General features: G+C 57.4%; 17 protein-coding genes and 1 tRNA gene. 13 read left to right on the top strand and 5 right to left on the bottom strand.

Annotation, left to right across the window (positions count from 1 at the left end):
• The first annotated feature begins 5 nt into the window (after positions 1 to 5).
• From F4X57_04035 to F4X57_03990, 10 genes are all read left to right on the top strand, one after another.
• A tRNA-Sec gene (locus tag F4X57_04035) sits at positions 6 to 103 on the top strand.
• Between the two features lie 135 nt (positions 104 to 238).
• The gene (locus F4X57_04030; GenBank protein MYC06329.1) at positions 239 to 1,168 is read left to right on the top strand and encodes a TIGR03619 family F420-dependent LLM class oxidoreductase; all 930 of its coding nucleotides are present in this window, start codon (positions 239 to 241) and stop codon (positions 1,166 to 1,168) included.
• Positions 1,169 to 1,224: 56 nt separating this feature from the next.
• A complete protein-coding gene (locus tag F4X57_04025) occupies positions 1,225 to 2,037 on the top strand; it encodes a glucose 1-dehydrogenase (protein ID MYC06328.1) in 813 nt (270 codons plus the stop codon).
• A gap of 23 nt (positions 2,038 to 2,060) precedes the next feature.
• The gene (locus tag F4X57_04020) at positions 2,061 to 2,843 is read left to right on the top strand and encodes an SDR family oxidoreductase (GenBank protein ID MYC06327.1); all 783 of its coding nucleotides are present in this window, start codon (positions 2,061 to 2,063) and stop codon (positions 2,841 to 2,843) included.
• A gap of 35 nt (positions 2,844 to 2,878) precedes the next feature.
• The gene (locus F4X57_04015) at positions 2,879 to 3,775 is read left to right on the top strand and encodes a hypothetical protein (GenBank protein MYC06326.1); all 897 of its coding nucleotides are present in this window, start codon (positions 2,879 to 2,881) and stop codon (positions 3,773 to 3,775) included.
• Between the two features lie 33 nt (positions 3,776 to 3,808).
• Positions 3,809 to 4,909, top strand: a complete 1,101-nt coding sequence (locus F4X57_04010) for an aldose 1-epimerase (protein MYC06325.1) — start codon at positions 3,809 to 3,811, stop codon at positions 4,907 to 4,909.
• Positions 4,910 to 5,391: 482 nt separating this feature from the next.
• Positions 5,392 to 7,218 (top strand): hypothetical protein, encoded by a 1,827-nt coding sequence (locus F4X57_04005; protein MYC06324.1) that lies wholly within the window; start codon positions 5,392 to 5,394, stop codon positions 7,216 to 7,218.
• 186 nt (positions 7,219 to 7,404) lie between these two features.
• Entirely contained in the window at positions 7,405 to 8,382 is a 978-nt protein-coding gene (locus tag F4X57_04000; GenBank protein MYC06323.1) for an ABC transporter permease, read from the top strand.
• A 2-nt stretch (positions 8,383 to 8,384) separates the two neighbouring features.
• A complete protein-coding gene (locus tag F4X57_03995) occupies positions 8,385 to 9,407 on the top strand; it encodes an ABC transporter permease (protein MYC06322.1) in 1,023 nt (340 codons plus the stop codon).
• A 145-nt stretch (positions 9,408 to 9,552) separates the two neighbouring features.
• The gene (locus F4X57_03990) at positions 9,553 to 10,008 is read left to right on the top strand and encodes a hypothetical protein (protein MYC06321.1); all 456 of its coding nucleotides are present in this window, start codon (positions 9,553 to 9,555) and stop codon (positions 10,006 to 10,008) included.
• Between the two features lie 132 nt (positions 10,009 to 10,140).
• Here the strand turns inward: F4X57_03990 and F4X57_03985 are convergent, their stop codons facing one another.
• Complete coding sequence (locus F4X57_03985) at positions 10,141 to 10,941, bottom strand: NAD(P)-dependent oxidoreductase (protein ID MYC06320.1); 801 nt, start codon at positions 10,939 to 10,941, stop codon at positions 10,141 to 10,143.
• A gap of 101 nt (positions 10,942 to 11,042) precedes the next feature.
• On the opposite strand from F4X57_03985, the gene F4X57_03980 reads away from it, so the two are divergent.
• On the top strand, positions 11,043 to 11,330 hold the full coding sequence (locus F4X57_03980; protein MYC06319.1) for a hypothetical protein: 288 nt from the start codon (positions 11,043 to 11,045) through the stop codon (positions 11,328 to 11,330).
• Between the two features lie 103 nt (positions 11,331 to 11,433).
• On the opposite strand, the gene F4X57_03975 is transcribed toward F4X57_03980, so the two are convergent.
• The 3 genes from F4X57_03975 to F4X57_03965 all read right to left on the bottom strand — a co-directional run bounded on the left by F4X57_03975 (position 11,434) and on the right by F4X57_03965 (position 13,081).
• Positions 11,434 to 11,658: a hypothetical protein gene (locus F4X57_03975; protein MYC06318.1), complete on the bottom strand. Its 225-nt coding sequence runs from the start codon at positions 11,656 to 11,658 to the stop codon at positions 11,434 to 11,436.
• A gap of 21 nt (positions 11,659 to 11,679) precedes the next feature.
• Complete coding sequence (locus F4X57_03970; GenBank protein ID MYC06317.1) at positions 11,680 to 11,976, bottom strand: hypothetical protein; 297 nt, start codon at positions 11,974 to 11,976, stop codon at positions 11,680 to 11,682.
• A gap of 73 nt (positions 11,977 to 12,049) precedes the next feature.
• Entirely contained in the window at positions 12,050 to 13,081 is a 1,032-nt protein-coding gene (locus F4X57_03965) for a hypothetical protein (protein MYC06316.1), read from the bottom strand.
• A 240-nt stretch (positions 13,082 to 13,321) separates the two neighbouring features.
• Between F4X57_03965 and ggt the strand changes: the two genes are divergently transcribed.
• Positions 13,322 to 15,031, top strand: coding sequence for a gamma-glutamyltransferase (gene ggt, locus F4X57_03960; GenBank protein ID MYC06315.1), 1,710 nt, complete (start codon positions 13,322 to 13,324; stop codon positions 15,029 to 15,031).
• A 127-nt stretch (positions 15,032 to 15,158) separates the two neighbouring features.
• On the opposite strand, the gene F4X57_03955 is transcribed toward ggt, so the two are convergent.
• On the bottom strand, positions 15,159 to 16,232 hold the full coding sequence (locus F4X57_03955) for a class I SAM-dependent methyltransferase (GenBank protein MYC06314.1): 1,074 nt from the start codon (positions 16,230 to 16,232) through the stop codon (positions 15,159 to 15,161).
• Between F4X57_03955 and F4X57_03950 the strand changes: the two genes are divergently transcribed.
• Positions 16,126 to 17,565, top strand: coding sequence for a hypothetical protein (locus F4X57_03950; protein MYC06313.1), 1,440 nt, complete (start codon positions 16,126 to 16,128; stop codon positions 17,563 to 17,565). The genes F4X57_03955 and F4X57_03950 overlap by 107 nt on opposite strands.
• Positions 17,566 to 17,644: the final 79 nt, after the last annotated feature.

Here is a 17,644-nt window from a genome sequence, read left to right as displayed (position 1 = left end):
AACGCGGGAGCGGATGTGCTCCGGTGGGTTCCACGGACTTCAAATCCGATGGTCCCGGCCCTTCGGTCGGGACGGTGGGTTCGACTCCCTCTCGCTCCCGCCAATTTTCTTGCGTATCGAATGATGCGACATTTCTGTGTTGCACGGTCTGTTTTTTCGCTGCGCCGGTGAGTTCGGGCTTCCTGCCTTGACGCTTTAGCGCGGCGCATCCCATTCCAAGGTAGAACCGGAGGAGACCATGAAAGTAGGCGTGAACCTCATCAACTTTGGACCTGCCGCAAACCCTGAAGCCTTTCGCAAGACGATCGAACTCTCTGAGACACTAGGCTATCACCTGGTAATGACATCCGACCATATTGCCATAACGCCCGATGTGCATGGACGATACCCCGAGCCATTCTACGAACCGCTGAGCACGCTGGGCTGGCTTGCCGGAATCACCGAAATGGAGATTGGTAGCACGGTCATCATCGTGCCGTATCGCCACCCGCTTGAGACGGCGAAAGCGGGTGCGAACATCGACCAACTGAGCGGCGGCAGGCTCATATTCGGCGTTGGAGTTGGCTGGGCGGAAGGCGAGTTCAATGTGCTAGGCGTGCCGTTCAACCGGCGCGGCGCGATGACCGACGAATATCTACAAGCGATAAAAGCGCTGTGGACGCAAGATATAGCGTCATTCGAAGGCGAGTTCGTCAGTTTTGAAGACATTCGCACGACTCCGCGGCCAATACAAGAACCGCATCCGCCGATATGGGTCGGTGGTCCATCGGACGCCGCGATTCGTCGCGCAGTGAGGTACGGGGACGCTTGGCATCCGATACGCATCTCGAACGACCAGTTCGCAGACATAGACATACCCAAGCTGACAAGATTTGCAGAAGAGGAAGGCAAAGATGTACCGGACCTCTGCCCGCGCATCCGCCTTCGCATTACCGACACGCCGATGGACAATGCCGATCGTCTAACCGGCGAAGGCACAATCGACCAGATTCGCGCCGACCTTGAGCTGCTGCAAGAGTTGGGTTGCACCTACGTGCTTCTCGATTCATACTACGGCGATGTAGAAGCGACCGCGCACCACGAGACCACATGGCGAATGCTGGCGACCGTTGCGGAAAAGGCGCTTGATTTGCCCAAGCAGAGCGTTCGCTGGGTTTGCGCGCGTTAAGTGACTTCCCGCCAACAAATGAGACGCCGGTGAAATACCGGCAAAAGGGAGCAGCAATGGGCACATTCGATGACAAGGTCGTAATCGTCACCGGCGGCGCGCACGGCATCGGCAAGGCCACTGCGCTTGAGTTTGCGAAAGAAGGCGCGCAAGTTGCGATCGCGGATGTGAACGAAGAGGCTGGGCGCAGAGTCGAATCCGAACTCAACCGGCTCGGGCAGGGTGGGTTGCTGGTAGTCGCGGATGTCGCTAGGAGCGCGGAATGCAGCCGGGTTGTGGCTGAGACAGTGCAAGCTTTTGGCGGCGTGGATGTGCTATTCAATAATGTAGGCATTCAAACGCCGGACTCGTACAAGAATGTAGAGGACACACCGGAAGACCTGTGGGACAGGATTATTAATGTCAACTTGAAGAGCTACTTCCTGATGTCCAAGTTCGCCATACCGGAGATGCGCAAGCGCGGCGGCGGCGCGATTATCAACACTGCGAGCGTGCAGGGCTTGCAATCGCAAAGGCTGGTGCCAGCGTATGCCGCGAGCAAGGGCGGCGTGCTCTCGCTGACACGGCAGATGGCGCTCGACTACGCTGAGCAAAATGTCCGCGTGCTCGCAGTTTGCCCTGGCACAATCGACACCGAAATGGTGCGGACTGTCGCACGACTGGAAGGCGGCGACACCGACAACATTATTGCGGACTGGGGCAAAGGGCATCCGATCGGCAGGGTTGGGCTGGGCGTTGACGTTGCGAATGTCGTGCTGTTTCTCGCCAGTGACAAGGCAAGTTTCATGACAGGCGAGTATGTCAATGTGGACGGCGGATTTATGGCGCTCGGCGCGTGGGCGTCCGGCGCAGGCGCGGCGCAAGACTGACGAACGCAGGAAGGTTGGCGGGCATGAATAGCTCGGACATGGAAGGCAAGGTTGCCATCGTAACAGGCGGCGCGGGCGGGCTTGGCAGCGAGATATGCCGTAAGTTTGCCGTGCGTGAAGCATCGGTGGTAGTCGCAGACATGAACGGCGAGAGCGCCGCCAATGTTGCATCTGCGATTACGGCAGACGGCGGTCAAGCCGTGTCATTGCAGGTCGAAGTAACCGACGAACAATCCGTTATCGACTGCGTGAAGTCAATCGTCGATAGGCTACGGCGCGTGGACTACCTCGTGCATTGTGCGGGGACGAACATCAAGGCGCCGGTGCTAGACATGTCGCTCGACCAGTGGCAATTATCACTGCAACCGCACTTGACCGGCGCGTTCCTGTTCTGCCGTGAGGCTGGCAGACAGATGGTCGAGCAGGGCGATGGCGGCAGCGTAGTCCTGATGTCGTCAGTTACGGCGATGTCACCCGTGCCGGAGCGCGGCGCATACGGGCCTGCTAAGGCTGCGCTCATAAATTTCGCAGGGCAGCTGGGGCTGGAATGGGCGCAATACGGCATAAATGTCAACGCGGTCTGCCCGGGCGTCGCGCTCACGCCGATGACAAAGATGGTGTATGAACGGGAGCCTGAACTACGCGAACAACGGCTTAAGCGATTCCCGATCAGGCGGGAAGTGTTGCCGGAAGAAGTTGCCGATCTGGTGCTGTTCCTATGCAGCGACAGCGCGCGATACATCAACGGCGTGGGCATCCCCATCGACGGCGGCTTCCTTAATTCCGGCTTCTACCAAGCCCCTTAAGCCAAATAATATCCGCAAACATCCCGCCTTTCGGCATGGCAAATCCAATTGGAGGTACAGGCATGGCGCTGCTGAACAATGACACCGATGTATCCGTGTTGGTGGACGGGCTTGACCATGTGGAAGGCGTCGCGTGGGGCTTAGACGGCTACTGCTACGCCGGCGGCGAGGCGGGTCAGATATACAGCATAGACATCGAGCACAAAGAGGCGACGCAGATTGCGGACACCGGCGGGTTCATCCTCGGACTCGCGCTAGATGCGCAGCATAACATCTACGCCTGCGACACCGGCAACCGCGCGGTAATGAAAATTACGCCGGACGGCAATGTCAGCAAGTATTCCACAGGCGCTCCCGACGAACCGTTCTACACACCAAACTATCCTGCGTTCGATACGCAGGGCAATCTGTATGTCTGCGATTCCGGCGACTGGAAAGCGGATAACGGCAAGATTTTCGTTGTCAGACCCTCCGGCGAGACCAAAGTCTGGACTCGGACGCTGTGCGAGTTCCCGAACGGGCTTTGTGTTGGACCGGACGGCACAAGCTTGTTCGTTGCGATGAGCCTGAATCCACCACGAGTTGCGGAAATCGCGATTGCGCCGGACGGCTCAGCCGGCGATGCGCGCACCGTCGTTGAACTCGCGGGTAAAGTGCCGGACGGCGTGGCATTCGATACCGACGGCAACCTATACATAGCCTGCTACCGACCTGATCGCATCTACCGCCACAGCGCCGACGGCAATCTCGAAATACTCGCTGACGACATCGAGGGCACGATTATCGCAGCGCCAACGAACATCGCATTCTGCGGCGCGAACCGGGATATTCTGCTAAGCGCCAATCTCGGACGCTGGCATATCACGCGGTATGAAACGGACGCAACCGGCTTACCATTGCATTACCCCGATCTCGATGCGCATTCGCATTGACGCTAAACGGACGCTACACATCGGAGGCACGACATGACCCAATACCAACACGAGCGCAATCACGGCTGCCGCGTATCCGATGCTTGGACATTCCGTGGACTGAAGACCGCCGTCATCGAGAACGAGATTTTGCGAGTCGTGGTGCTCATCGATAAGGGTGCAGACATTTACCAGTTCGTGCATAAGCCGACGGACACCGATTTTATGTGGCGCTCACCATGGGGCGTCCGCTCACCACACGCGCGTGTTCCTACATCCGGCGCTCCCGACAGCCTATGGATGGATGTGTATGAAGGTGGATGGCAGACTGTGCTGCCCGGCGGCGGATTCCCCAGCCGCTATATGGGCGCAGATGTCGGTTTGCACGCCGAAGTAAGCACCGTGCCGTGGGACGCGGCGATCATTGAAGACAAGCCGGACATCGTATCAATGCGCTTCTGGGTCCGCGCCGCGCGGACGCCGTTCTTCTTCGAGAAGGCGCTGACGCTGCGTGGTAATTCACCGGTGCTAGAAATCGAAGCGCGTCTCAACAATGAGGGGGAAGAGCCGGTGCCCTGCGTCTGGGGCGAACATATCGCGCTCGGTCCGCCGTTCCTCAGCGAAGACTGCGTTATCGACCTGCCCGGCGGCTTGATTATGAACGAAGAGGGCGACGACTGGCATACGAACATCAAGCTGATGCCCGGCTTGGAGTCGCCTTGGCCAATGTCGCAGCTTCGAGATGGCACCCCCAGAGACCTTAGCCGGATACCACCAAAGGATTTTCGCTCTTATGATATGTCATACATCGCCGATATGCCTGACGGCTGGTACGCCATAACCAACCAGAAGTCCGGCGTAGGCTTTGGCTTCCATTACCCGCAGAATGTGTTCAAGTTCCTATGGTATTGGCACTCATTCGGCGGAGGCTTTGGCTACCCCTGGTATGGGCGCACCTACAACATCGGGCTAGAGCCGTTCACGAGCTATGGCAACGCCGGACTCGCGAGCGCCGTGGAGAACGGCACTGCGCTAATCGTGCAGCCGGGCGAAACCGTCGAAGTGTCGCAACGAGCAGTTGCCTACAGCGGCGCATCGAGAGTCAGTTCCATATCCGAAGACGGTGACGTTCAGATCGTGCCCCGCTCGAAATAAGAGCAGTCCATCGGAATTGTGGCAAGACATGGGCAAAACACCTGTTTTGTCCGCAAAATTGTCAAGGTGAAATTTGGTATTCATTGCCAAATTGACTTGACAGTTTCGTGTCAATCAGTATTATTGCTTGCATATCCTTTTAGTGTTGGGTAATCTGCGAGACTAATCGCGTAGATGAGACTTCACGAGAAAAAGCAGAAAATCTAGAAGGCAATGAGCCTGAAGGAGGGACAATGGTTAGATTACCTTTTGTGGTAAGCAAGTGGAGGCATTTAGGCGTCTTAACTGTTGCGGCAGTCGCGCTGTTCGCGCTCATCGCGTGCGGCGGCGCTGAAACGCCACCGGCGGCGGAGCCGGCAGCACCGGCAGCAGCACCTGCGGCGACAGCACCGGCAGCAGCACCTGCGGCGACAGCAGCGCCAGCAGCAGCAGCACCGACGGCAGCGCCCGCGCCCGCGCCGACAATCGCGCCCGCGCCCGCAATGGCTGGCGAGGTTACGATTACGATGGCGATTCCGGAAGTCTCCGAGCAGTTCGGCGACTTTGAGGTCCAGACTTACGGCGGCAGCCCCGGCGAGATTCAGATGGGTTTCTTCGACCAGCTTCTCGTCCATGACGGTGAAGATCCACTTTCACCGTTCGTGGCGGAGAAGTGGACCATCAATGACGCCGGCAACCTGCTCACGCTCAACATTCGTGAGGGCATTATGTTCCAGACGCCCGACGCTTTCGCTGGTGAGGACTTTGGTGAACTCACCGCTGAGGACGTCGCGTGGAACATGAACCGCCAGAACGCCGTTGTTAACCCCAGCCTAGGCGCGGCGATTGGCGCGCAGCTCGGCGCAACCTTCGGCGAAGCAATCGCCGTTGATGACTACATCGTCGAAGCGCCGATGGTAACCGACATCTTCTGGGGCATCCCGATTAGCGAATTCGACATCAACGACACAACCGTCCGACTCGACAGCAAGGACGCTTACGAGCGCATGGGCGCAGCTGCGGTGCAGTTCGTGCCGGTCGGCTCCGGCCCGTTCACCATCGGTGAGTGGAAGCCCAACGACCGTGGCGAAGTCCACGCAGTAGCGGAGCACTGGATTGAGACCGCGCACATCGGCAAGTTCGTCGTAAGGCAGATGCCCGAAATCACCTCTCGTATGGCTGCGATGGAGACCGGCGAAATCGACCTCGCCGCCATTGACTTCGCCAGGCTCACCGAGCTAGAGGAAAAGGGACTGAAGTTTATCCCCACGATGTCAGACAAAGACACGATGACCCTTAGCGTTATCTGGCCCGGCAACCTCTGGACAGACAAGAACGCGAAGACCGAAGAGGCACTTGAGCCTTGGCTGTCCCCGGTCTATGAGACCGACCTACCGCACCTTGGCAACCCGTGGTGCGACCTCGGCAAGGCTTGCCAGTACGAAGACACGAACAATCCTCCGGGCATGAGCGACATGGAACAGGCGCGACTGGTTCGCTGGGCGCTCTCCATGGCAATCGACCGGCAGGGTATCGTGGATGTCCTTCAGGCAGGACTCGGGACTCCCATCTACCTCGAGCTGATGGGACCGAAGTTCCCTGGCTGGCAGCCTGAGCGCACGGTCAATCAGGGCATGATTAACGCCGCACACGAAAAGTACAGCAGCGACCTGCTGGGTAGCGGCACGGACTGGCCTGAGTACGATGTACCTGCAGCCGAGGCAGACTACGAATGGCCCTGGGAGATCCCCACCGACTACGACGAAGCAGAGCGTCTCCTTGACCTTGCCGGCTTCGAAAGAGGCGCAGACGGCACACGATTCGAGATTAGCCTGAACAAGTACCGCTGCGAGACCGGCGATGTCTGCCTAGAGCAGGCTGACGCTGTTGCGGCGGGCTGGGAAGACATCGGCGTGAGCACCACGCTGCTCACCGAAGAGTACGGCGCAGTTGTAGTGCCGCGCATGCGCGACCGCACGCAGCCTTGGCCCGTTGTTAAGAACTGCAGCGTGGAGACCGCCAATTATCCGTTCGACTGGCCTCCGCCTCCAGCGGACAGCTCCTTCAGCCGCCCGGCATGGGGTTGCTCCTTCGAGAGCCGCTTCCTTGACTTCATGTATGTCGGCATCAATGGCGAGAGGGACAAGCAGGCGCGCGAAGACCTCCACCAGGACATGGTTGACTACTACTACTACTGGCAGCTCTACAGCGGCATGGTTCAGCCGCCGCGCGGAGTCGCTGGCAACCCTGAGACAGTGGAATCCTGGGGTTCCCGCTCCACAGCCGCCGGCTTCTGGGGCAGGCCGCAGCACATCGTTCCTGCTCAGTAAAATCCTGTAATTCATCATAAGTAGGGGAGAGGGGATATTTTCCCTCTCCCTTCCCACATATCTAGTCCATCCCTATTTCGACCTCCTGCATTGGTATGCTTGCCGGAGCAGGACAAGTAACCGTCCCCGTCGATTTGAGACGAAAGCCGTAACTAGGCTAAACCGACTAAGAGGTTCAAGTCCCCTATGGCAAAGTTCTTAGCAAGAAGGTTACTCTCAATCTTCATCTCCCTAATCGGGGCGACAATCTTCATTTTCATTCTGACCAGGCTCGGTCCCGACCCGCTGACGTTGTACATCGGAGACGCGCAGGTTGAGTTGTCTGAGGAACAAATCCAGCTCATCAAAGAGCAGCTGGGCTTGGACAAGAACCTACCCATGCAATACCTGACATGGGTGTGGAACTTGCTCCAGTTCGATCTGGGGCAATCGATTGGCACGCTTAGGCCGGTCAGCGAGATTATCCGCATTCACATTGCCGTAACGCTGATTCTAGCCGCCGGTGCTTGGCTCTTCGCCATTACCGTCGGCATCAGCATGGGCATATTAGCGGCTGTGAAGCGCGCGACTTTCTGGGACTATATTGGACGCATATTCGCCCTGATGGGGCAGGCGACGCCGCAGTTCTGGTCGGGCGTACTAGCCATCTTCTTCTTTGCCGTGCTCTTACGAGAGTGGTTCGGCTTCGACTTTTTCCCTACCGGCGGCATTGGTGAATACGACGGTTTCCCTCTGCACTGGGGCAATGCCAAGTACTACATATTGCCGTGTATCGTCTTGGGCTGGCCCGCGTCTGCCAGCATCATGCGCCTCACGCGCTCTTCAATGCTTGAGATTCTCGACTCCGAATTCATCAAACTCGCGCGGGCGAAAGGCGTTAGTCCGCTGACAATCATCTGGAAGCACGGACTTCGTAACGCCATCATTCCCCCGCTGACTTCGGCCTTGGTATTATTGGCGGACTACCTAAACGGCGCGCTCGTCGTGGAGATTATCTTCTCTATGCCCGGTATCGGCACAGTCGCGCTAAACCAGGCTGTGTACGATAACGACTGGCCCCTTCTGGCTGGCACGGTGTTCGTCTTCCTCGGTATCTATGTAACCTTCGCATTCCTAGCGGACATCCTTTACGCGCTAATAGACCCCCGCATACGGTATGAATAGCCATGCAGTCTAATCCTACAATGACCGATCTCGAACGCGATCTTATGGGTATGCGCCAGTACCCGCCGGTACTGCAGCAGTTGAACTCGACTTGGCGCTTCATTCGGCGCTGGCCCGTCATACCCATGACCATCCTCGCGATCCTAATCTTCTGCGGGATATTCGCGCCTGCGCTCGCGACTCACGGGGAAGCAGCAGGTGGAATCCGCGATCGCCACTATCCGCCTATCTGGATGGACGACGAGCGATACGACCGCCTACGTGAGAACGGCGAAGACGCTGGCAGTTGCCTTTGGCGCGCCGTCACGGGCGACCCCGAGACAACAAAGCGCGCCGATGTTTGCCAGTTCCACATTTTCGGCACCGACCACTCCGGCCGTGATGTCTTTACCCGCATGCTGCACGGAGCGCGCATATCCTTGTGGGTCGCGGCGATCGCGCTAGTCTTCGGCTTCATAGTCGGCACATCGATGGGCGTCATCGGTGGCTACGCAGGCGGCTGGATAGACGAAATCATAACTCGCGCAGTGGACATCTGGCAGGCGTTGCCATTCCTAATGGTCGCACTCGTCTGCGTCCTTATCTTCGGGCAGAGCACCGTGCTGCTTCTCGCGCTGATGGCGGCGCTCTCGTGGGTGCCGTTCGTCAGGGTAATCCGTGGTCAGACGCTGACAATCAAAAATCAGGCGTTTGTAGATTTGGCTCGTGTCGCCGGCTGTTCCACTGCGCGCATCCTCATCAGGCACATCGTTCCCGGCGTCATCAACACGGCGGTCGTAATCGCGACACTCATTGTCGGTTCGTTGATTCTGGCGGAGGCGGCGCTCAGCTTCTTGGGTGCAGGTGTCCCAGCACCGGACGCCACTTGGGGCAGCATGGTCTCCGAGGGCAGGAGCTACATCAGCACCGCTTGGTGGCCTACTGTACTGCCCGGTCTTGCAATCTTTATGGTTGTGCTGTCGTTGAACTTCACTGGCGACTGGCTGCGCGACCGCCTTGACCCAAGGCTGCAGCAGATAGGCTAGTCCGGATTCATTGATAAGCGCGAAAGGCGTCAAATACTGACGCCTTTCTATTTCTGGGCAGAACTCGGAAAGGGGCATATACCATCTTGACCATGGTTTATTCCTGCCCGATTCACAGCCATAGATTCCGCTCCTTCGCAAGCCGATGCTGAACCTCGAAACCGGTGTCTGGATACTCGTTCGGCTGTGCGTGGGCATATTTGCATCAGTCGCGCTCGCCGCCGTGACCTGGGTCTTGTCGAGGCTCTTTCTGCAATATGTCGCGCTTGACACGACGACCATCTACATCATGCAGTCGCTGCTAATCGGCGTGCCGGCAGGCATCGGAGGCGTTGCCGCGTGGTGGAACTCGGATGCACCGACAGGTCTGAAAGTGGCAATCACCGCAGCCGTGCCACCGGCGACCGCACTGACCGCATGGTTGACTCTGGAAATAAGAGGCGTGTATTCGTACTACGGGTTGCTTGGAGGATCGCAGCGCGTCCCAGTCATCGACATTGGCGACCTGCTTGGTACCGTCATTACAGCTTCCATCATCGCCGCGAATGTCTTCGCCGCCGCGCCATATCTGTATCGCCTGTTTCGACACCGTGAGGCGTGAACTTCGCAAGGTACGCTGCAACAGATTGTCCGACAATACACACTTATATGCAGCAACTATCTATGCAGCAACTATCCGACATCCTGATGCCTTGCAACGACCACTCCCATCTCTGAAAGGATCTGTTTCCCCTCATATCCCCATAGGCCCGGTAGTGCCCGGCCTCTCCTCCCAATCTTCACTCGCGCCGTCTTGTGGTTCGTAGCCAAGCACTCGCCGGGTTGTATCGATGTCCCAGATGCTCAGTGCATTGTCGGATTCGCCGTTGACAACGGTGAATCCGACCGACTGCGGCGCGTCGATGCTCTTCTGAATGAGTTGCGCCGCGTCCCGGTGACTCAGCCAAAGCGACAGCGCGGAGGGAGCGAAAGTCGGGTCGTCGGGAGTCATCACCCAGCCAATCCGCAGGCAGATGACCGAAATGCCATATTCGTCGTGGAAGTAGCTGCCTAGAGATTCCCCGAACGCCTTGCTCACGCCATAGTAGCTATCCGGCCGCAGCAAGTCGGGCGTCAGCGGGTCGAACGGACGGCGGATTTCGCCAAGTCTGCCGTCGTAAATAGCCTTGTACGGGTCCTGACGCATCGGGTAATTGCCGACGGCATGGTTGCTGCTGGCGAACACGACGCGCTTCACGCCGGACAGCCGCGCCGCCTCGTACACATTGCGCGTCCCAATGATGTTGCTGCTCAGTACCGACTCCCACGATGCACGCGGACTTGGGTCTGCGCCAAGATGCACCACCACGTCAATACCCTCGAACGCCGGTAATATGTCGTTTAGGTTCGCTATGTCCGCGACCATCATCGGCACGGATTCTACATCGACCTGATCGATACCGCTCAGGTAGTATCGTTCGCCAAGTTCGCGCCGAATGATACCGCCAATTTGCCCCGCTATTCCCGTAACGAGCACTCGCTTCTTGTCAACCATAATTCTGTCCAGACCTAATCCTGTATAATCTGATTGCACGCATGCGATTGAACGCGTGCGTTGTTGGAATCACGAACGATGAAACTCAAAGAGGAAGACAAATGATAGGCGTTCTCACACATCATTGGGCAAAGGACGACATGATTGACGAAGCGCGCGAGCTTCTTGACCGCAACGGCGCGGCACAGAGCAGGGCACCCGGCTTCGTAAGCCGCGAAACATTCTACTCGCTCAACGATCCCACGAAAATCACCACGATGGTGAAGTGGGGCAGCGACGACATCTACGAAGTCTGGCGCGCCAGCCCTGAGCGTGCCGCCGTAATGACTGGCGCAGACGCGCTATGGTCCAAGCATCCAGAATCCGAGCGCTTCCAAGTCGCTGAGTGATTCTCACTCTAGCAATCAGGCGTCAAGGATGGGATTGTCCAACTGACCGATATGAGTCATGCAGACTATCCCATCCCCTAAATCTGTTCATCCTGTTAAGTTACTATCCACGCGCCAGCAAAATGCGCAGCACTTCGGGCGCCGCCTGTATCGCGCGTTCGCGCAACCGCTCTTCGTCGAGGCTGCCCAGCGGATGCGGCAGCACAACGAAAGGGTAGTCCGGTATGCCACCGATGTTTGACATCGCCTTGCCGCTGGATATGAACGGCTCGGTGCAGATGACCGCTGTAGGGACACCACGCTTTTCAAGGGTAATTCCGTCGTGCACACTGCACGATGAGCAAGATCCTCAATCGCCCGACGAGGTAATTACCACGTCGCATTGCTCCACAAGCTCGTCGATGATGTGATCCGGGCATGGGCGCGAGGCGTTCATCTTGTTCCGAGCCACAACCGACTTGAACTCATAACGGTCTGCCAGCACTTCCTGTGTGAGCGCCAGTATTTCCTCAGAGTTAATCTTGCCGTTCGCCAGCAAGCCGATTACTTTGCCTTCAAGCGTATCCGGCCGCTCCGCTACGACCGCGTCGTTCGGTATCGCATGAACGGTCGGGTCAAGAACTTGGACTCTTTCCGCAGTTACCATAGTCCTTCCTCCTTAATTCGGCTGCGTATTTGCAGCACCTTACTATCAGTGGCACTTTCAGCCAACATTCTAACTAAGGCAATTCAATCTGACGGCACACCGAGCGCGAATTCGACCCGCCGCCCCACAAGGGAATCACTTGCGAAAACGCACCCGCGAAACCGCCGGCGACGAGTAGTGTAATGCTGTCCGGCGAGTCTGCCGTTGCCAACACTGCGTCCGCGTCCAAGCCGTCGGGCATTTCGCGTCCTGAGCTTTGCCACTCCGTAACCGTGCGCTGGGCGTTTTCGTGCAGGAAGCGCTTGACATCCGCCTTGCTCCAACCCGCCGCACCTAGGTAGCCGACATGCTCAGGGCAAAGAACGACGACAAGCTCGCCTTGTCCGTATCCCGCTGCGAACATAGCATCTCGGAAACTCACGAGTATCGTTTCGGGCGTGTTGCCGGTGTGATTTGGCACTTGCGTCGCAGACAGGCCGGCAAACAGTGTTATCGCGCTCGTGCCTGCCGCCAAGCCGCGCTCTTCGTGCAACGGTTCCCACGGGCTGACTTGCTCCGCCTCCGCGATGCACCAGGTGTATTTGCCCGGATGCCCCAACGTCGCCTTGTCGAGTACGCCGGGCAACGCGCCGGTTACATTGATGATTACAAGGCGAATCGCGCGCCCGATGGTCGCGTTCGCACGATGCCCGGGACCGAACACGCTCACCGACGAGTTCATCGCCAGGTCGTCTGCGACGGGTCCGCTGACGACAGCGAGCACAGCGGCGCCCATCGTGCTGACCGTTATCGCGTGCAGGTTGAACTGCGGCTCGCACAGCGCTTCGACCGCCGCCAACACGACCGGAAAATACTCCGGCAGACAGCCTGCCATTACGGCGTTAATCGCCACTTTCTCGACGGTAATGACCCGACCTTTTGTAGGCTCAGTCCCCAAAATTTCCGACGGTGAGCGGCCAACATAGTCGAGCATTTCGCCGACCTTCTCCGGCGTGGGCGGCACGACTGGCAACCCATCAGTCCAGCCTACGCGAAAGTAATGCTCGATAGCGTCGGACGAACTGTCAAATTCAAACAACTCCGATGTCAGTGATTGCGTGCTCAAGAATGTTCTCCATTAGCAAACTGGTGTTGCGCCGATTATATGCCTGTGATCTCTCGCGGTCAATCACAGTGATGTCTGTGCTTTTACACCTGTTTCTTATACTGCGAATCTCATCTATCTAAGTCGTCCTCTTTGAGAAGAACGGCTTATCGCAAATCCCGCCAATGTGATAAAGTTACCATCGGAAACACAAAGGCAACGGCAACAGCCAAATTTGCAATATAAGGAGGACGCATAGATATGCAATCCCAGCCCACAACCACCCGCGTAGTTAAAGAAGAAGCGCGCGCGCCGTCCGCGATGGTCGCGACGAAAGACCGCGAGGCAACTCGTGCAGGCCTGCGAATGCTCGCGCAGGGCGGTAATGCTGTCGATGCCGCGGTCGCATCATGTTTCGCCATTGGCGTCATCGAACCCGCATCCTCCGGAATCGGTGGCGGCGGATACTTAGTCTATCAGGTCGGCGAACAAGGCGGCGTTATCGGATTTCCAATGAAGGGACCGCTCGCCGCTACTCCTGATATGTACGAACTCACCGGAGAGGCAGCGACCGGCTCATTCGGCTGGCCCGGCGTGGTCAATGACGAGAATATCGAAGGATTTCGCGCCATCGCTACACCCGGCGCAGTTGCAGGACTTTGCGAAGCGCATCGTCGTTTCGGCAAACTGCCCCTCAGTGAGGTGGTCGCTCCCGCAGTCAGTCTGGCGCGGGACGGGTTCATCCCCAACCTATTCGGGCTGAATCAGATAAGCACCACGGCAGGAATGCTGCTGCGCTACGACGAGTTGCGCCGCGTGCTGATGCCCGGCGGCAATATGCCGATGGGTGATGTTGTGGACAGGGCAGTGCTCAAGCAGCCGGAACTCGCTGATGTTCTCGAAGCAATAGGCAAGGGCGGTCCTAACGCATTCTACAAGGGCGACATTGCAAAGGCGATCACTTCAGACATTCAGAACAACGGCGGCATTTTGTCCGAAGAGGACATGGCGAATTACGAGCCTAAAATCTGGGACAGCGGCTTGGAGTTCAAGTATCGTGGGCATACTGTCCGCGTTCCGCCATTCGCATGCGCCGGCATCACGAGCGCGATGACGCTGAAACTGTTGGACGGCTTTGATTTGTCGTCGATGGAACACAATTCAGCGGACATGCTGCACGCCTACATTTCCAGCGCTCGCCTGGCGTACGCGGACCGATTCCAATATCTCGCTGACCCCGCATTCGCCGATGTGCCGTGGAACGGGCTAGTGTCTGACGAGTACACCGAGTTGCGCCGCGCGACGATTACGGATTCGATGAATGGCGCCGCCGAAGCGGGCAATCCGTGGGTTCAGGAGGGGAGGGAGCCGACCAGCGTGCTGCCCGCCAGCCGTCCCGCCGAGGACAAAGGCACGACGCATCTAGTGGTAACCGACTCCGAAGGAAACGGCGTGTCGATTACGAACACGATAATGTCCGGATTTGGCTCTGGCATCATACCCAAGGGCACGGGCGTGATTATGAATAACGGCATGATGTGGTTCGACCCGGTGCCTGGGCGCATTAATTCAATCGCTCCGGGCAGGCTGCCGCTGAACAATATGACGCCCGCGCTGGTGATGAACAAGGACGGCGTGCGAATGGCGGTCGGCGCATCAGGCGGTCGGCGCATAACGAATTGCGTAACGCAGCAGATTGTCAAGGTCATCGACTACGACATGGGCCCGCAAGCGGCGATAGACTCGCCGCGCGTGGACTGCAGCACGCCGCACACCAGTATCGACCCGCGCCTTGACGCTACAATAGTCGCCGAGCTGGAACGGCGCGGCCACGACATCCGCGCGATCCCTGAGAGCTTCATCGCGTCCGGCTTTCCGACATTTGCCAGCCCAGTAGCCATCGTGCGCGGCGAAGATGGCACCCGTGCCGGCGTGGATACATTCCAAGCGGCTTATGCGGAAGGTTTGTAGCTGTGGCGCAAATCTGGCGCAATTGTATGGAATGGAGGCTTTGGCAGTTCATGCCAACCTCCATCCTTGACTGCGGTGTGCGTCTTGACCGTCATCCCAAGCACAGCGAGGAACCTGAATTCGCGCGCTACCGCTCCGGCCGCCACGACAGAAAGCCCTGACGCACCGGCGACACGCCCTTGACCAAGACGCCGCCTTCTACATCGACCAGCAGCTCGTCCATCGCCTCGCGCAATCTGTCTTCTTCCGCACTGCCTGTCTTAATGAAGAGACGATTGCGCAGCTGCGACAGCGCTACTTCGCGGTCCTCGAACTTGTCCGGCATTACGGGCGGCATCATCTTCACATCCGGATAGATGCCCATTTCCCAAAGCGCATTGACCAGCTCCGGCAGCGCGGGCATATCGATCCGCTCTTCTCCGTGCACGGGCTGCCAGAAGCGCGAGATGCGGCTCATCGGCGATTCGACGAACGCTAACAATATGACCAGTTCAGTCGCGTGCGAGTCCAGCTTGCGCACGAACGGCTCGAGGTCCGTTACGCCGTACACGACATGCGCGCAGAGCACCACATCCGCCACGTCAAGCTCGGCGTTTTCCCAAGTGGACTGCGTAACGGACACATTGCAGATACCCGCGTCGTACGCGACCTCGCGCAGCTGCGTGATCATGCTGCCGGACGGCTCAACAACCGCTACATGGTCGCACTTCAACGCCATCGGCAGCGCCATGCGTCCCGCGCCGCCGCCAACATCGAGGGCGGTGCTGCCTTCGCGCACCATTGCCAGCAGCAAATCCAGCACCGCATCGCCTTCACGGCGCGGGTCGTGGCGGAAGAACCGTGCGTACGGCTGCCAGAAGTCGTCGTCTGACCATCCGGCCGAAGCCATCACCGCCTCCGACTGCGCGTGATGTGCCTTGACCCGCTGATTCCAAGCGTCTATTGCACTCATATATAAAACCTTTCTGCATGTTCTTGTATCTGCAAGATGCATCATTATGTCAGCAAGCCATTTGACTTGCAAAGCGATCACACATAACCTAACGCACGATTGTTGTACAATTGGGGCTGACTCCCTGCGTTGGTAACGACTTATGCGAAACAGAGAACGGAATCGATTCCCAATAGAAATCGCGCGTGTCGTAGATGGCGACGGGTTCGAGGCGCGCGTTCTCGACGGGTCCGGCAGATATATCGCCATCCGTCTTTACGCCATAGACGCACCAGAGGCTCCGCAGAAATATGGCAAGCAAGCCACCGAATGTCTCATAAGCCTTGTCCGGCAAGGGCGGCGCTTCTGGGCTGATGTCAAGAACCCAAATGACCCTTATGGACGGACAGTAGCGGTTGTGTACAAAGACGGCTTTGAGGCCGTAAATACTCTCAATTACGCTATGGTGCGAGAAGGCTTAGCATACTGGTACAGCCATTTTGAAGATGGACAAAATGAACTAGGTCTCAGGGAGGCAGAGCGAACGGCCTACATGGAAGGCAAAGGCATCTGGCAACACCCGAACTTAGAACGTCCTTGGGACTACAGGGATAGGGTGCAGGCTGAAGAGGAGCGTCAGCGGCGACAGGAACAAGCCAACAGACAACGAGCACAAGAGGAAGGAGAATTAAGACGACAACAGGCACACGCTGAGAGAGAAAGGCGACGGCATCAGAGAACGCGAGCCGAAATAGAACAGCGTGAGAATCTCATAACACAAGCAGCAGTTGCGTTTATTGCTGCAGGTGCCCCCGTGGACGTACTCGGTAATGATGGGCTTACTGCATTGTCTCGCGCGGCATACAATGGTAATACAGAAATAGCAAAGGCGCTTATTCAGGCGGGCGCGGACGTCAATGTGAGAAATGAACGTGGGTGGACACCGCTGCATTGGACGGCTAATCAAGGTCACAATGAGATAATGGAGAATCTCATTGATGCAGGTGCTGACATCAACGCGAGTGATAAGGATGGTCTGACCCCTTTGCATTATGCTTCCAATGAAGGTCATACAGAGACGGTGAAGGTGCTCATCACCGCAGGCGCCAATATCAACGCGCGAAGTGAAGAAGGCTGGACACCTTTACATCGCGCAACGTTCGAAGGTCATAAGGAAACTTCTCTAGTGCTGGTTACTTCTGGTGCAGACGTGGATACGCCCTATGATGGATGGATACCTCTGCACTGGGCATCCGCAAATGGTCATGTTGAAATAGTGAAGGCACTCATATGCACGAGTGCTAACGTCAACGCAAGGAACAAAGATGGGCTAACACCTTTACATTGTGCGGCTAATGGAGGGCACAGAGATATATCAGTTATGCTTATCTCTGCTGGCGCGGATGTGAATATGAGAGATAACCGTGGGTGGGATCCCTTGAATTGGGCGACTTCAAAGGGTCATACAGGAACAGCGAATGTGCTCAGGGTAAAGGGTAACAGAACCCGTGACTCAAGTGGTAGTTCGCCGGGATGTCTATCTCTCGTTTCAACGGTTACTGTGGTTGCGATTTGTGTCAGTTTCATAGTTGTTTCTCTCTGAGAGATACTGGATTGACTGTCACTTCACTCTCTCACTTCATTAGTGCTAGCTCAGTGCCCTCACGTCCTTCCATCCTGTC

The organism is Chloroflexota bacterium (assembly GCA_009840355.1).
Taxonomy (GTDB): Bacteria; Chloroflexota; Dehalococcoidia; order Lucifugimonadales; family JADFKI01; genus Bin90.
This window is presented reverse-complemented; position numbering and strand designations above follow the sequence as displayed.

Bases quoted from the DNA above. Each gene is read 5' to 3' on its own strand.
- F4X57_04000 (MYC06323.1), top strand. From the start codon at position 7,405: ATGGCAAAGTTCTTAGCAAGAAGGTTACTCTCAATCTTCATCTCCCTA.
- F4X57_04030 (MYC06329.1), top strand. From the start codon at position 239: ATGAAAGTAGGCGTGAACCTCATCAACTTTGGACCTGCCGCAAACCCT.
- F4X57_03995 (MYC06322.1), top strand. From the start codon at position 8,385: ATGCAGTCTAATCCTACAATGACCGATCTCGAACGCGATCTTATGGGT.
- F4X57_04005 (MYC06324.1), top strand. From the start codon at position 5,392: ATGGCTGGCGAGGTTACGATTACGATGGCGATTCCGGAAGTCTCCGAG.
- F4X57_04015 (MYC06326.1), top strand. From the start codon at position 2,879: ATGGCAAATCCAATTGGAGGTACAGGCATGGCGCTGCTGAACAATGAC.
- ggt (MYC06315.1), top strand. From the start codon at position 13,322: ATGCAATCCCAGCCCACAACCACCCGCGTAGTTAAAGAAGAAGCGCGC.
- F4X57_04010 (MYC06325.1), top strand. From the start codon at position 3,809: ATGACCCAATACCAACACGAGCGCAATCACGGCTGCCGCGTATCCGAT.
- F4X57_03955 (MYC06314.1), bottom strand. From the start codon at position 16,232: ATGGCGATATATCTGCCGGACCCGTCGAGAACGCGCGCCTCGAACCCG.
- F4X57_03990 (MYC06321.1), top strand. From the start codon at position 9,553: ATGCTGAACCTCGAAACCGGTGTCTGGATACTCGTTCGGCTGTGCGTG.
- F4X57_03970 (MYC06317.1), bottom strand. From the start codon at position 11,976: ATGGTAACTGCGGAAAGAGTCCAAGTTCTTGACCCGACCGTTCATGCG.
- F4X57_03985 (MYC06320.1), bottom strand. From the start codon at position 10,941: ATGGTTGACAAGAAGCGAGTGCTCGTTACGGGAATAGCGGGGCAAATT.
- F4X57_03980 (MYC06319.1), top strand. From the start codon at position 11,043: ATGATAGGCGTTCTCACACATCATTGGGCAAAGGACGACATGATTGAC.
- F4X57_03950 (MYC06313.1), top strand. From the start codon at position 16,126: ATGCGAAACAGAGAACGGAATCGATTCCCAATAGAAATCGCGCGTGTC.
- F4X57_04020 (MYC06327.1), top strand. From the start codon at position 2,061: ATGAATAGCTCGGACATGGAAGGCAAGGTTGCCATCGTAACAGGCGGC.
- F4X57_04025 (MYC06328.1), top strand. From the start codon at position 1,225: ATGGGCACATTCGATGACAAGGTCGTAATCGTCACCGGCGGCGCGCAC.